Origin of the sequence: Anaeromonas gelatinilytica, from assembly GCF_016820635.1 — a bacterium.
In the GTDB taxonomy this organism is placed as follows: domain Bacteria; phylum Bacillota; class Clostridia; order Tissierellales; family SIT17; genus Anaeromonas; species Anaeromonas gelatinilytica.
Map to the genome: position 1 here is coordinate 1 of NZ_WSFU01000082.1, position 15915 is coordinate 15915.

The following is a 15915-nucleotide window of genomic DNA, read 5'->3' on the forward strand; positions in this document are numbered from 1 at the left end:
CTTTATTCCTTGAGAATAAGGTCCTATTGCTCCTGGTGCATTTTTTGTTGATACTACTTTTCTCTCTGACATATAAAACATCTCCTTTTACTTTTTCTTTTTATTATATGTTGTGTCTTCTAATGGAAGACTAGTTCTAAACTTGCTATCGTATTTATAATATGCTCCTTGAACTGCTGGTGCCGTAGGTATTGATGCAATTTCTCCTATTCCTTTAGCACCAAAGGCCAATTCAGAATCATTTTTCTCTATAATGATAGACTCTATCTCTGGAACTTTATTAGCTCTCAATAGACCTAATTTACCAAATTTAGCTCTAGGAACAGAGTCCTTAATAGGATAATCCTCTGTTAGAGCATAACCCAATCCCATGACAACTCCTCCTTCAATCTGTCCCTCAAGATTCTTAGGATTAATTGCCTTTCCTATATCATGGGCTGCAATTACCTTTTCTACTTTTCCACTTTCATCCAAAGTCACTAGATGAACAGCATAGCTGTAGGCTACATGACTTACTGGATTTTCCTTATCGGAGCCCATTGAATCTGTTACTCCTTCATACTCACCATAAAAGTCTTCTCTTTCCAATTTCTCAAGAGAATTTTCTTTCAAGGCATCCTTGAATTTCAATGATGCCCTTCGCACTGCTTCTCCAGTGAAAAAAGTCTGTCTTGAAGCCGTACTCATCCCGGAGTCAGGAGTTATTCCGGTATCTGGAACATCTACTACTACTAACTCTGGCGAAATTCCTACAGTTTCACATAACATTTGAGTAACTACAGTTCCAAGGCCTTGTCCCATACATACTGCTCCTACCCTTATGTGAACTTTACCATCAATTACAGTTAATCTACATCTTCCAAAGTCTGGTACTCCTACACCTAAACCTGTATTCTTAATAGCTGATGCTATTCCAGCATAAGAATGTTTTTCATATTCATCTTTAACAGCCAATAAACACTCCTCTATTGCTGTAGAATCATCTGCTATTTGACCATTTGGAAGTATATCTCCTGGTTTGAGAGCATTTTTATATCTTATCTCCCAAGGAGAAATTCCTACTTTTTCGGCTAAAAGATTCAAGTTAGATTCTGTGGCAAATATTGTTTGAGTTACACCAAAACCTCTATAAGCTCCTGCTGGAGGATTATTGGTATAAACTGCCATACCCTCGATATCCACGTCTTGATAGTTATAAGGTCCAGCTGCATGAGTACATGCCCTCTGAAGCACTGGTCCACCTAAAGATGCATAGGCTCCAGTGTCTGCAATAACCCTTGCCTTATAAGCTGTTAATTTTCCATTTTCGTCACAAGCTGTAGTTACTTCTATCTCCATAGGATGTCTCTTTGGATGGATAACTAGGCTCTCCTGTCTCGTTAAAGTTATTTTGACTGGCTTTTTAGTATACCATGCTAATAAAGAAGCATGATGTTGAACACTCATATCTTCCTTTCCGCCAAAGCCTCCTCCAACTAATTTACATATAGCTCTTACCTTTTCTGGAGGTAAACCCAATAGCTCAGAGCATTCCTTTTGTACTGCATATACTCCTTGACATCCAGTATATATTATCACTTCGTCGCCTTTACTTAATGCCAATGCACTTTCCGGCTCCAAAAATGCATGTTCAGTAAAGGGAGTAGTATACTTCTTTGTTATAGAATATTTAGACTTTGCTATGACTTCATCTGCGTTACCTCTCTTAAGTACTTCCTTAGATAGTATATTACCATTTTCATGTATCTTTGGAGCATTTTCAGCCATAGCCATTCTTGGAGTTGACATAGGTTTTAATTCTTCATATTCAACAACTATTAAATCTAAAGCCTCTATTAAAGCCTTCTTAGTCTTAGCAGCAACTAATGCCACTGCATCTCCTAAATACCTCGTCTCTTCTCCCACTGCTATCATTGCTGGCCAATCTTTAGTTAAATGTCCAATATATCTCTTCCCAGGTACATCCTCTGCAGTCAATACTGCTTCTACTCCAGGATGATTTTGTGCTTTAGAAATATCTATGCTCTTTACTAATGCTCTTGGATATTTTGTCCTTAAAGCACTTCCATATATCATTCCTTCAACCTTCATATCATCTACATATTCTCCTGTGCCAAGTACCTTCTCGTCAACATCTACTCTCTTCATTCTATCTCCAATATTACCCTTGGTATCTAACTTTTGAGGAATTTTATCTTCTCTAAAAACCTTAGCAGCTAATTCTATAGCCTCGACTATCTTCACATATCCTGTACATCTACATAAATTTCCGATTATCGCCTTTTTAATATCCTTTTCTGTAGGATTTGAGTTTTTATCTAATAAAAATTTAGCAGCCATAACCATTCCTGGTATACAATAACCACATTGAACAGCACCAGCTTTCCCAAAGGACCAAGTATACACTTCTTTTTCTCTATCCGATAATCCTTCTACTGTTGTAATGTTCTTTCCATCTACATCTGCTATGGTCAGAACACAAGCCTTCATCTTCTTACCGTCAACTAATACAGTACAGGCGCCACAAACACCTTCTCCGTTACATCCATTTTTCACTGATGTTAAATCAGCATCATCTCTTAAGTAATCTAATAATCTCTTATCTTTATCTACACTTACTGAATCTCCATTCAAATTAAAGCTAAACATTACTATTAACACCTCCTAACTTTACTCTCTTAATAAACTTGCCTTTTTGCACATCTCCAATTATTTTTCCTCTTGAAAATACTCTATTTCCCCTCAATAATACATGTTGAATCTCTCCATGAATCTCATATCCTTCATAGGGAGTATAATCTACGTTGTGAAATTGATTTTTTGCTGTAATAACTGAAGACTTATTAAAATCCCATATCACTAAGTCTCCATCACTTCCCACTGCGATATTTCCCTTTTTAGGATATAATCCAAATATTTTAGCAGGGTTGGTTGAAGTCAATTGAACTAGTTTATTTATATCTATCTTTCCTGTCTTTACTCCATAGGTATACAAAAGAGATATTCTGTGTTCTACCCCAGGTATACCGTTAGGAATTTTACTAAAATCATCAATCCCCAGTTCCTTTTGTCCCCTGAAGTTAAAGGAACAATGATCAGTACCTATGGTATCTATCTCATTTAATTTTAATCCTCTCCATAGACCATCTAAATTTTCCTTATTCCTCAATGGTGGAGATAAAACATATTTTGCTCCTTCAAATCCCTCTAATTCATAATGAGAATCATCTAGAATAAGATATTGGGGACAAGATTCGACATATACTTCTGCTCCTCTAAGTTTTGCTTTAATCACTTCTTCTAAACCTTTCCTAGTACTCAAATGAACTATATATACTGGAGCATTTGCCATTTCAGCTATTTGCAATAGTCTTGTAATTGCTTCTTTTTCTACTTCGATTGGTTTTGTGAGTGGATGATATTTAGGTGATTTCTTTCCTTGACTTTTAGCTTCATCAATTAAGGAATCTATTAGATCACCATTTTCACAATGAAAAGCAATAAGTACTCCTAATTCTTTACTCCTCTTAAGCGCCTTATATATATCCCCATCATTCATTTGAAGGATGTTCTTGTAAGTCATATATATCTTAAAGGATGTGATGCCTTTGTTCACCATATCTTCTATTTCACCAGAAACACTATTATTCCAGTCACTTATTGCCATATGAAAACCATAGTCACAATAAGTCTTTCCTTTAGATTTTCTGTTCCACTTATCCAATCCTTGATTTAGGGTCTTTCCCTTATCTTGAGTAGCAAAGTCTATTATTGTAGTAGTTCCACCTGCCAATGCTGCTTTGGTACCACTTTCGAAATCATCAGCAGTGGAATAGGTTTCAAAATCTAAATCAAAGTGGGTATGAGGATCTACCCCTCCTGGGAGAATATAACATCCTTTAGCTGATATTATCTCATCTCCATCTCTTTCTAAATCATCTCCAATTGCTACTATCTTTTCTCCGTCTATTCTTATGTCAGCTTTGTATTTATCTAAGGCAGTAACTATTGTACCCCCTTTAATAACTATAGACATGGTTATACTCCTTCCAAAATCCTTCTATTATTTAACGATATGGTATACTCAATGCATCAGTTGGACATTCTGTAACACATAATCCACATCCAAAGCATTCTTCTTTATCAACTTCCCATTTATCTTTAACTGCTATTGCGTCATATACACATACATTCTCGCAGATTCCACATTTAACACATTTGTCATGATCTACAGTAGGAGGTATTGAAGTTATTCTAAACTGTCTCTCATCAATTTTCTTATGAGTTAATCCTTTTATTTCATTTATATCTTTATATCCATGTTCATCTAAGAAATCATTTAATTCCTGAGCAATCTTACCATATATACTTGGTCCCTTTAATATCGCCTCAGTACAAACTTGAACCGCTGAAGCTCCTGCCATAAACATTTCAGCTGCTTCTCTACCGTTAGTTACTCCACCTACACCGATTATTGGGATGTCTACAACCTTAGATGCATCGTAAATACATCTCACTGCTAGTGGATGTATTGGTAACCCTGAAAGCCATCCATATCCAGTCTTACTTCCCATAATAGGTAGTCCGGTTTCTAAATCTATTGACATAACTGGTCCAAAGGAGTTTATCATTACTAGTCCATCAGCTCCAATTTTTTCTACAGCCTTTGCTATAGTTTGTATATCTGTATGAGGACTCATTTTCATAAATACTGGTACATCTAAGTGCTTTTTAGCTACTTTTAATGCATTTACTATCGGAGAAACATCCGTTCCCACATAGTGAGTTGAAAGCTCTACTGCATCAGCATAGGGTTTTACCATTGGGGCTACTTTTTCTATCTGATCTGCTGTATATCCCATTCCTATTATCAAAGGTACATCAGCTTGTCTTGCCTTTTTGTATTCTACTTCTAACCAATGTTCTATTGTATGCTCTGACCACAACTCTGTATTTAAGAAACCACTTTTTGTATTTCCCATACAAGGTCTAGGGACATCGGCTGGTTTAACAGAGACAGTTTTGGTAACTATTCCCCCTGCTCCTCCTTTCACAGCTTCAAGACATAAATCTCCATCTTTAGCTCCAGGACCTGCTGCTGTCATCACAGGATTTGGAAATTCAAGACCACAAAATTTAACACTAATATCTGCCATGATTATACACCTACTTTGGTTAATTTTTTCTTCATTCATAGTTGAAAAGGTTTTCTTGTTTTTTAAAATTATTCAATTATCTTCATTTGATTTTTCTATCCATAATTATAAATGCATAAATTTTAATAAATTACAGGAGAAAGAATATTCTTTCTCCTGCAAAAATATTACTTTCCACCCATTGTTAATAACATAACAGCCTTTGCTGTATGTAATCTATTTTCTGCTTCATCATAAATAACTGAATGAGATCCATCTATCACTGAATCTTCAACTTCATTTATTCTATCTGCAGGAAGTGCATGCATGTAAAGAGAATCTTTACTTGTTAAACTCATCATTTTTTCTGTACATTTCCAACTCTTATGAGCTTCTAACATATCATCTACTACTTCTTCACTTTGGTTATTTACCCAGCTACCCCAGTTCTTTGGTATAACCACATCTGCATCTCTATAAGCTTCTTCCATATCATGAGTTATTCTAAATGTCCCACCATTTTTCTCTGCATTTTCTTTAGCTTGTTCTATTGCCCAATCTGGAAGATCATATCCTTCTGGATAAGCTAATGTAACGTCCATTCCGAATCTTGGGAATAATAATGATTGAGTTAATGGTACTGATACAGGCTTCTTATGAGTTGTAGCATATGCCCATATTATTGATACTTTAACTTTTTTAGTTCTTCCCAATTTTTCTTGAATAGTCATTAAGTCCGCTATACCTTGCATTGGATGATATAAGTCGCACTGTAAGTTCATTACTGGTACTGTAGCATAGTTAGCCATCTCTCTTATATATTTATTTCCTTGCTCCCAAAAACAGTTTCTACAAGCTATTCCATGACCCATTCTTGAAAGTATAACTCCAGTATCTTTAGCTACTTCTCCATGGGCAATTTGCATTGTAGAAGTATCAAGGAAGTTACCATGTCCACCTAATTGAGCCATTCCTGCTTCCATTGAATTTCTTGTTCTTGTGGACTGCTCAAAAAACATTAAGAATATTGATTTATCTTGTAAATAAGGAGTTGACACTCCCATGGCAAATTTTCTCTTTAAATCAAAGGATACATCTAATAATGTATTAATTTCATCCTTAGTCCATTCTTGTAATGTTATAAAATCCTTTCCTCTAAAAGTAGTTTGCATTATAATTCCTCCTCATAATTTTTAATATTAAATTTATTATTTTGAATATTTATTAACATAAGTTATAGGTGTTAATGCATATAATGCTGCACATTTTACTAATTCTTCTTTCCACGTCTTTTCATTTGGAGCATGGGCTTGATCTTCATGTCCAGGTCCAAATCCAATACATGGAATATTGTATCTACCCATTATAGAAACCGCATTTGTTGAGAATGTCCACTTATCTACTAATGGTTCTTCATTAAATAAATTCTTATAAGAGTCTACTAATGTTTGACAGGCAGGATGTTCCTCTGGAAGTACCCATGATGGAAAATATGATTCTGTTGGGTATACTAATCCTGTATAAGATGGTCTATCGTATTTATACATTTCAACCTTAGCATTTGCTGCCTTTACTGCTGGTAGATTTTTGATTTCTTGTATAGCACCTTCCCAAGTTTCTCCATTAGTAAGTCTTCTATCTATTGAGATAATACATCCATCAGCAACTGCACATCTTGATGGTGATGAGAAGAATATCTCTGAAACTGTTAAAGAACCTTTTCCTAAAAACTCATCATAGTGTAAGTTTTCATGTAAAGCTTTTAATTCATTTAAAATTGGGGCCATTTTAAATATTGCATTTTCTCCCCTTTCAGGAGCTGAACCATGACAACTTACTCCTTCAGTAGTTACTTTTATCTCCATTCTACCTCTATGTCCTCTGTAGATATTTAAAGAAGTCGGTTCAGTTATAACTACAAATTCAGGCTTAATCTTACTTTCATTTATGATATATTGCCAGCATAGTCCATCGCAATCTTCCTCTTGAACCGTACCAGTTACTATTAATGTATAGTCACCTTCAAGACCTAACTCTTTGATGATTTTACCAGCATAAACCATAGAAGCCATTCCACCTTCTTGATCAGAAGCACCTCTACCGCCTATAACCTCATCATCTTCCATGCCTTCATAAGGATCAAAATTCCATAATTTCTTCTCGCCTACACCAACTGTATCAATGTGAGCATCCATTGCTATAACATGGTTTCCATGTCCAATATATCCTAGTACATTTCCCATAGGATCAATTTCCACCTTATCAAATCCTACTTTCTCCATTTCCTCTTTAATTCTTAGAACTACTTCCTTTTCTTGACAACTTTCACTAGGAAGACTAATCATATCTCTTAAAAATTGTGACATTTCTGATTCATATTTTTTTGCTAAATTGAATATTTCTTGAGCGTTGATTTCTTTTGCCATTTTATATCCTCCTCAAAATTTATATAATTAATTTTAATTTCTTTGTGAACTTAGTCTATTACTTTATGTCCATAAATACCTTCCCATACTATTTTTCTATAATAGTCTGGATCTGTATCTCCTTCTGTACTCACTACCAATATCTTAGAGTTTTCATCCAATTTTAACTCTTCTTTTAATTCTTTAAGCTCTTCATCCTTTAATATTGAATATACCATTCCAGTAGTTACTGCTCCTGACTCTCCAGATACAACTTTTTCATCTCCCTGTAATGGATTTCCTAATATCCTCATACCATCTGCAGATACGTATTCAGGACAAGAAATATATGCATCAGCATAATCATTTAATATTTCCCAACCAATAGGATTTGGTTCTCCACAGGCGAGACCTGCCATTATAGTATCCATGTCTCCAGTAACATTTGTTATCTTTTTATTTTTTGCTGATCTATACATACAATCTGCTTTATTTGGTTCAACAACCACTGTTATAGGTCTATCTTCTCCATATGCGTCTGCTATAAATCCCTGAACAGCTCCTGCGAAAGCTCCTACTCCTGCTTGTATAAACACATGAGTTGGTTTTTCAATATTTATCTCTTCCATCTGTTCTTTAGCCTCTAACATCAACGTTACATATCCCTGCATAATCCACTTAGGAACTTCATAATAACCTTCCCATGCAGTATCTTGAATCATCTCCCATTTATTTTCATTAGCTTTATCTAATGAAAAACGTACCGCATCATCATAGTTCATATCAGTTATACTAGCTTCTGCCCCAGTTGCCTTTATATTATTTAATCTGGTCTCAGAAGAACCCTTTGGCATATAGACAACGGCCTTTTGTCCCAGTTGCTGAGCTGCCCAAGCTACTCCTCTACCATGATTTCCATCTGTTGCAGTTACAAATGTAATATCAGCTAATTTTTCTTTTATTTCTTTACTTCTTAACATATCAAAAGTGATCTCCTCCATAGGAACATTTAATTTTTTAGATAAAAAGTTACCTATAGCGTAGGATCCTCCTAACACTTTGAAAGCATTTAACCCAAATCTATAAGATTCATCCTTTACTAGGATTTCAGAAACTCCTAATTTTTTTGAAAGTCCTTTTAATCTCACAAGGGAAGTTTTAGAATAAATATCAAAACTTTCGTGAAATCTTTTTACCCCCTTTGCACTTTCCAAACTAAAATCTTCTACTGAAGCTTTTTTACCATTTTCTCTTACTGCTTTATTAGTTATCCACTTAATGGTTTCAGCCATTTTCAAATCTCCTTTCTGACTAATCTCTTTTGCATTCACTAATATACAAAGCAAATATTGTGCCAATGTATTTAAAAAGAATTATTTTTAAAAGATTCTTTAAAAATTAAATCCTTAAACTTCAGTATATTATCGCTATGCTGAAAAACAAAAAAATATATTTTTTGTGTTTTCTTGTAATTAATAGTCATATATTGTCTATAAAATGAATTTTAAGAGATTTTAAATTATCAAAATGATAAATTATTATCATTTTGATAATTGTCCTCTAATGCCCGAATCAAATACCTCTGTATAAAATCCTCCGTTATTTTATTATCAAAATGATAATTAGCCTTACACTCTACTCCATAGCTTTGAAGAAAGTTCCCTAGACTTCGACAAAATTTCTTCTTCATCAACAACTAATACTTCTCTATCCTTCATAACTACCTTTCCATTGATTATTGTAGTATCTACACTTCTTCCCATAAATTTAAATAGTATGTGACTATCAAAAGTGTCTTCATTAAATGGAGTGTGAGGTATATAATCCACAATAATGATATCTGCAAGAGCTCCTTCTTTGATGATTCCTATAGGACTTTCTATATATCTATTGGCTATTTTTCTGTTATTTTCAAATATCATAGTGGGAACTTCTCCCCAAGCTATCCTAGGATCGCACAGATTATGTTTTTGTAAAAGGTTAGCAACCTTCATTGATTCAAACATATCACTAGTAAAACCATCTGTGCCTAAACCAACTAATATATCATTTTTTAACATTTCAATTACTGGGGCACATCCTACAGCGTTTCCCATATTTGACTCGGAATTGTGTACTACCATAGTGTTGGTATCTCTTAAAATGTCCATTTCTCTCTTGTTTGTATGTATTCCATGGACAGCTATAGTCTTTTCATTCAACATTCCAAAGTCATTAAACCTCTCAACTACTCTTTTACCATATTTATTTAATGAATCATAAACATCTGCGATTCCCTCGGCCACATGGACATGGAATCCTGCCTCTAAGTCAGATATAGCCTTAGCACATTTTTGCATAGTATCATTGGAAAGGGTCATTGACGCATGGAGACCAAACATTCCCTTTAACATATCATCATTTAAGCTATTAGCATGTTTTATAAAGTTAACGTTTTCATTTATTGCCTGCTCCATTATCTCCTTGCCATCTCTATCTGTCACTTCATAGCATAAATTGCTTCTAACGTTCATTTTCTTTGCCACTTCAGCTATAGTAAATAAACTGTCAGTTACAGCTCCTTGACTGGCATGATGATCAAATATAGTGGTGGTACCATTTTTGATGCACTCTAAATATGTATTTAGTGCACTGTATTTAACATCTTCTAATGTCAATTTCTTATCGATTTTCCACCATAGATTTTCTAATATTTCAACAAAATTTTTAGACTCTTTACTGGGCATCCCAGTTGCAAAAGAACTATATATGTGATTATGGGTATTAATCATTCCAGGCATAATAACTTTTCCATTAGCATCTATGTACTCTTCAGTAGAATATTTCTTCTTAATATTCTCTGTACTACCTATCTCTAGAATCTTATTTCCTTCTATTACCACAGAACCATCTTCCATATATAAATTCTTAGAATCTCTAGTTATTAACCTTCCATTTCCTACAATTAGCATATTTAAACCTCCTATTGTTTTAAGACTAATAGTACTATATCTATAAATAATTGCAATTTTTATGCCAATAATTAGTAGTTATAATCTTCAAACTATTTTAAATCTCCTAATTTTCTATATAAGGTTGCTATTCCAATTCCTAATTTCTTTGCAGCAATTTGCTTTCCCTTTGTATCCCATCCATATACATCTAATGTCTTTACAATATAATCCTGTTCTAATTCTTTCAATGTCTTTATCTTGTCAATATTATTCTTGTCAGCCTCTTCTCCTTTATAATATATTATATTTTGTGGTATCATATCTTTAGTTAAAAATCTATTCCCTTCCGCTAAATTTATCATGTATTCCAATGAATTCTCTAACTCCCTTACATTTCCTGGCCAGGGATAATCTAGCAAAATTTCTTTTGCCTCAGAATCAATGCCAATAACATTTTTATTAAATAAAGAATTATACTTTTTAATTTTTTCATCTAATATAATTTCAATGTCCATTCTTCTTTCTCTTAGTGGAGGAATATTTATTGGTATTACATTTAATCTATAATAAAGATCTTCTCTGAAGTTATTTTTTTCTATGAGCTTCTTTAAATCCCTATTGGTGGCTGCTATGACCTTAACATCAAGATCTATGGATTTGTTGGAACCTATTCTTGTAATTTTCTTTTCCTGTAATACCCTTAAAATTTTCACCTGCAAATGAAGGGGCATGTCCCCAATTTCATCTAAAAATATTACTCCCTCATTGGCTAATTCAAATTTTCCTACTCTACCATTAGGATTAGCACCAGTGAAGGCTCCTTTTACATAACCAAACAGTTCACTTTCCAAAAGTTCATCAGGAATAGCACCACAATTTATAGCTACAAAAGGCTTATTCCTTCTATTTCCTTCTGAATGTATAATTCTAGATACTAGTTCTTTACCTACTCCACTTTCACCAGTAATCAATACAGTGGATTTAGAGTCAGCGAATCTCTTTATTTTATCTTTAAGGGCAAAAATCTTCTTTGACTTACCCAAAATCATATCAGCTTTAATTTCCCTATGAGAATTAGTCAGTGCATAAGCATCTGCCTTTAACTTCTTTATTTCATTAAATATAAAAACACAATTGTAATCAGGAATCATGGAAGGTAATTGTATGATTTGTCCTAGTAAATCATACCTTTTATCTTCTATTTCGACAGTATACTCATCCTTACCCATTATGGATTCATTTTTAGCTATAAACTTAATTTTGTCTCCAATATTAGATAATTTAAGATTAAGTTGTTTTTTAGCACTATCATTAATATGAGAAATTTCATCGTTTTTCGTCATTATAATTCCTTTATCTACATTATCTATAATTCTTCTTAATGCAGTAATAGCCATTTTATTTCTTTCGATTTCCATATGTTCATATACTTTGGAGCCTATAAAATCTGAAATTTGTTCTAAAAACTCCAGATGTAAATTAATCTTTGACATTAGAACTCTCTTCTGTCTTTCACTGGAGCATACTAAACCTATAACTCCTATTACTTTATTATTCAATTTGATAGGAGTACTAATTTCTAATTCTTCTGTACAATGACCTCTATTCACACATCTTTCACATAGAGGATGAGCACCAGGATTTTCTATTATTTTATGCTCACCAGTCTTGATCACATTTTGATAAATATATCCTTCCGATAAAATATTTTCATTTATTCTGTCCTTAAATATTCCTGTTCCAGCAATTCTATTTAGCCCTAAGTCAACTATCTCCACATCTAGTTCAAGCACATTTGATAATACCTTTGCATATTTCATGACAACATCTTGAATTAGTCTTAACTTTGAACTTTTCATCAATATCATCCTTTATATTGTTATTATTTAAATATATTTTTACACTTGTATTATATACTAGATATTAATAGTCACCAAATAACTTGACAAATAATAAAGGACTTATTTCCACAATAGTTTTATAAAGCATACTTTCAGTTTTTATTTCTTTCTATATAAAAATCCTTAACAATGATATGCTTCTCAAGGTTAAGGACTAATAATTTTATTTTATTTTTACAAATGTATAAAACTCAATATCTTCAACCATTATCTCAGAATCAGATATATTCTCATATCCACTAATATAGTTGAACAAAATCTTTATTTTCACATCATCATTTTCATCTATATAACTCATTTCATCATGAGATAAATTTTTATCATCTATGTTTTTTTCTATAATATCTTTTATTATTTCATCTAAGTTTTTAGTATATAATTCTTTCTTATCATCCTTTATAATTATATTTCTATCTTCAAATATAATTGATATATTTTCCATATCATTTTGATTATAATTAGTATCATAGGTTCTATGTTCTGAAAAATAATCAAATTCCCCTATATCAATGATTAATCCCATATCATCTAAAGTATAATCAAAAAATTCTCTATTTCCTTGGTATCCTATATATTCATCTATTAATCTAAACCCAAATACATCTTCCATATCAGATTTCTTGAAATCTTCAGGTAGATATTTTATATCTTCTAAATCATGATATCTATCAAAATATTGTATTATACTGCTAACTTTCCTTTGATCTGATTCTTCAAACTCCTCTTCTGCTGAAGGAGGTTCAATTTTTCCCTTTTCGTCAAGTATATCATATTTTTCTAAAACTCCTTTAAAATGCTGATTTTGACTCCATTTAGATATAGAATAAGAGCTTAATGGTCCAAAAACAGATGCTATTGCTATAATTGCCAAAGTAGTAGTTAATGTAATATTCTTTATATCTTTTTTAATCGAATAATAAATCATCACAAGAACAATCCATATACCTATAATAACTACAAAATATCTATTTTCTGTTATTCCATAAACATTTATTCGTATACCTATTGAAAAAAACATCATTCCTAATAATGGTATAATAACTTTAGGAAATACAGATAAGAAACTTTTTATCCATTTATTTATTTTTCTAAGAGGATAAATAAATAATAGTACAATAGTACTTAATATTGAATACCATAATACTAAATTTCCTATAAGCCCCTGTGGTAATTCCATTGTTATAATAATCTCGCCAAAATACACATATAAGATGACTGTATATGCTAATAATAATGGTAGTACTATAAATTGTAATAACACCCTTAATACCTTAGGATAATCCTTATGAGCAATTTTTTCTTTCCTTTTAGGTATATCCGCTAAGAAAAAGGCTGGAGCAAATATTCCCGCTACAATGAAAGCTATATCAGAAAACACTCTAAAAGATATCTCTGCATTAAATAATAAATTAATAGTAGTTAATATAGCTGCTAATCCTAGATACAGGACTACTGAATATACATATGTAACTATAAACCTAGAAAACAGTTTAATTACATATATTTCATAATCATCTTTTTTGTTAATATAAGGAATCACTGTGAATATAATATAAAGAGCTATAGATAAAGCTACATATCTTGTTCCAGATATATAATTTATCTCCTTTAAAAATATGAAATAAAATACTACTAATATAACTGCTATTAGCAAATGAGATATTATTCTAATGAGTTTTTTTATATTATCTTTCTCTTCAAAATACACATATAAAGATAAACTCATCGGTATACCTAAAGCCGATACCATTGCTATACGACCATATAAATCCTTTACTTCTTGATTTCCATATCCTAAATGATTCATATAAATTAAAACTCCTACCGTAAAAGCTGCATATAATAATGATATTGGAAATCTTTGAAGACTATTAAGTAATTTAGTATATAATCCCTTGATTTTTCTATTAATATTAATAATTATCACCCCTATTACCTATTATAATATATACATTATCATTATTGAAAATTTTTTAAAATATGATAAAATATTTCTATACTCGAAATATTTTATTTCAAGAATATAAATAATAAAGGATGTTTTAAATGGTAAATTTGTCAGATGATTTAACTCCTAAAAAAATGCGAAAAAATATATTACACTTGGCTTGGCCAGCTGCATTAAGAATGTTTTTACAAAGTATCGTGGGTATAATAGATATTATTATGGTAGGAAGTATAGGTGCTCATGCCTTAGCTACAGTAGATATTAGTAATAGGTTTGTTTTTATTACCGTGGGTGTATTATCATCGCTAACTATTGGAGCTACAGCTCTAGTTGCACGATATAAAGGAGCTAAAGATGAAGAAAAAGTTGATAAAGTAATAACCCAATCTTTTTTAATGGGAATTATATTATCACTTATTATTGCTGTTTTAGGTTTTTTATTTGCTAAACCAATACTAAACTTCATGATGATGTTAATGGATAAAGGGGATCCTTATGTATTAACAAAAGGAAATATATATTTAAAAATTGTATTTACTTCAATGATTTTTGCATTGCCTACTATGATGCTCAATTCTATTCTCCAAGGTATGGGAGATATGAAAACGCCTCTTTATATAATGGTAATAACTAATGTCATAAATGTAATTGGTAACTATATATTTATTTATGGTATAGGACCAATTCCAGAAATGGGAGTCACTGGCGCTGCAATAGGTACTAGTTTAGGAAGATTAATTGGTTTTATTATTGGTATATACATATTACTAAGTAAAAAAACTACTATTAAAATAAATTTCAAAGAAATTAAATGGAGTTTTGACTGGAAAATTATAAGGGATATACTTCATATTGGATTTCCTGCTTCTGTAGAGGAATTAGTTAGAAGAGGAAGTCAAATCATTTACACGATTTTAGTTGCAGGATTAGGAACGATAACAATTGCAGCAAATGCTGTAGCAATGAATATCAATTCTCTCCCTATGATGATAGGTTTTGGTTTTGGATTAGCTTCTACTACATTAGTAGGCCAAAGTTTAGGTGCAGAAAAAGAAGAGTTGGCTAATGAATATGGTAAACAAACTACTGTTATAACTATGGTATTGATGATTATAGTATCAATCCCTATGTTTATTTGGGTAGAACCTATTATTAGACTATATTCTAGTGATCCTCAAGTTATTGAATTATCTAAACCTGTAGTAAGAATGGTAATAGGAATTCAACCTCTATTTGCAATATTCTTGGTTCTAGCCGGAGGATTAAGAGGAGCCGGAGATACTAGATATACTATGATTACTACTATAATTGGTAATTCTGCTGGAAGGGTATTATCAAGTCTTTTCTTCGGCTATATATTAGGACTGGGTTTAATAGGCTTTTGGCTAGGAATGGTTGTAGATATTGCTTCAAGAACATTATTGATATTCTTCAGATTCAAATCTGGAAAATGGAAAAATATTTATCATAAAAAAGAACACTTAAAAGAAAAAGTAGCCTAGGCTACTTTTTCTTTTATACTTTTATATAGAACTTAAGAAAAACATTCTAACCCTCTAGCTATGAAATCTTTAATATCCTAAAATACTATAT

The 15915-nt window shown here is 32.1% G+C and carries 10 protein-coding genes; 1 reads left to right on the forward strand and 9 read right to left on the reverse strand.

The genetic code is table 11. The features are described from left to right. Nucleotides 1–87: 87 nt before the first annotated feature. The 9 genes from xdh to GOQ29_RS06330 all read right to left on the reverse strand — a co-directional run bounded on the left by xdh (nucleotide 88) and on the right by GOQ29_RS06330 (nucleotide 14301). On the reverse strand, nucleotides 88–2649 hold the full coding sequence (xdh, locus tag GOQ29_RS06290; protein ID WP_203371796.1) for a selenium-dependent xanthine dehydrogenase: 2562 nt from the start codon (nucleotides 2647–2649) through the stop codon (nucleotides 88–90). Next, nucleotides 2642–4036 carry a dihydropyrimidinase gene (gene hydA, locus GOQ29_RS06295; RefSeq protein ID WP_203371797.1) on the reverse strand — a complete coding sequence of 465 codons (1395 nt, stop codon included), beginning with the start codon at nucleotides 4034–4036 and terminating at the stop codon, nucleotides 2642–2644. Before hydA ends, xdh begins: the two co-directional genes overlap by 8 nt. A 31-nt stretch (nucleotides 4037–4067) precedes the next feature. Then, a complete protein-coding gene (locus GOQ29_RS06300) occupies nucleotides 4068–5156 on the reverse strand; it encodes a 4Fe-4S binding protein (protein ID WP_203371798.1) in 1089 nt (362 codons plus the stop codon). A 167-nt stretch (nucleotides 5157–5323) separates the two neighbouring features. Then, complete coding sequence (locus GOQ29_RS06305; protein ID WP_203371799.1) at nucleotides 5324–6307, reverse strand: ornithine carbamoyltransferase; 984 nt, start codon at nucleotides 6305–6307, stop codon at nucleotides 5324–5326. Nucleotides 6308–6343: 36 nt separating this feature from the next. Then, complete coding sequence (locus tag GOQ29_RS06310; RefSeq protein WP_203371800.1) at nucleotides 6344–7561, reverse strand: YgeY family selenium metabolism-linked hydrolase; 1218 nt, start codon at nucleotides 7559–7561, stop codon at nucleotides 6344–6346. 50 nt (nucleotides 7562–7611) lie between these two features. Beyond that, a complete protein-coding gene (dpaL, locus tag GOQ29_RS06315; RefSeq protein WP_203371801.1) occupies nucleotides 7612–8832 on the reverse strand; it encodes a diaminopropionate ammonia-lyase in 1221 nt (406 codons plus the stop codon). 336 nt (nucleotides 8833–9168) lie between these two features. Next, the gene (ssnA, locus tag GOQ29_RS06320; RefSeq protein WP_203371802.1) at nucleotides 9169–10491 is read right to left on the reverse strand and encodes a putative aminohydrolase SsnA; all 1323 of its coding nucleotides are present in this window, start codon (nucleotides 10489–10491) and stop codon (nucleotides 9169–9171) included. 92 nt (nucleotides 10492–10583) lie between these two features. After that, nucleotides 10584–12332 carry a sigma-54 interaction domain-containing protein gene (locus GOQ29_RS06325; RefSeq protein ID WP_203371803.1) on the reverse strand — a complete coding sequence of 583 codons (1749 nt, stop codon included), beginning with the start codon at nucleotides 12330–12332 and terminating at the stop codon, nucleotides 10584–10586. A 205-nt stretch (nucleotides 12333–12537) separates the two neighbouring features. After that, a complete protein-coding gene (locus tag GOQ29_RS06330) occupies nucleotides 12538–14301 on the reverse strand; it encodes a DUF4153 domain-containing protein (RefSeq protein ID WP_203371804.1) in 1764 nt (587 codons plus the stop codon). Nucleotides 14302–14420: 119 nt separating this feature from the next. Here GOQ29_RS06330 and GOQ29_RS06335 point away from each other — a divergent pair, with 119 nt between their 5' ends. After that, nucleotides 14421–15824 carry an MATE family efflux transporter gene (locus GOQ29_RS06335; protein WP_203371805.1) on the forward strand — a complete coding sequence of 468 codons (1404 nt, stop codon included), beginning with the start codon at nucleotides 14421–14423 and terminating at the stop codon, nucleotides 15822–15824. Nucleotides 15825–15915 lie beyond the last annotated feature (91 nt).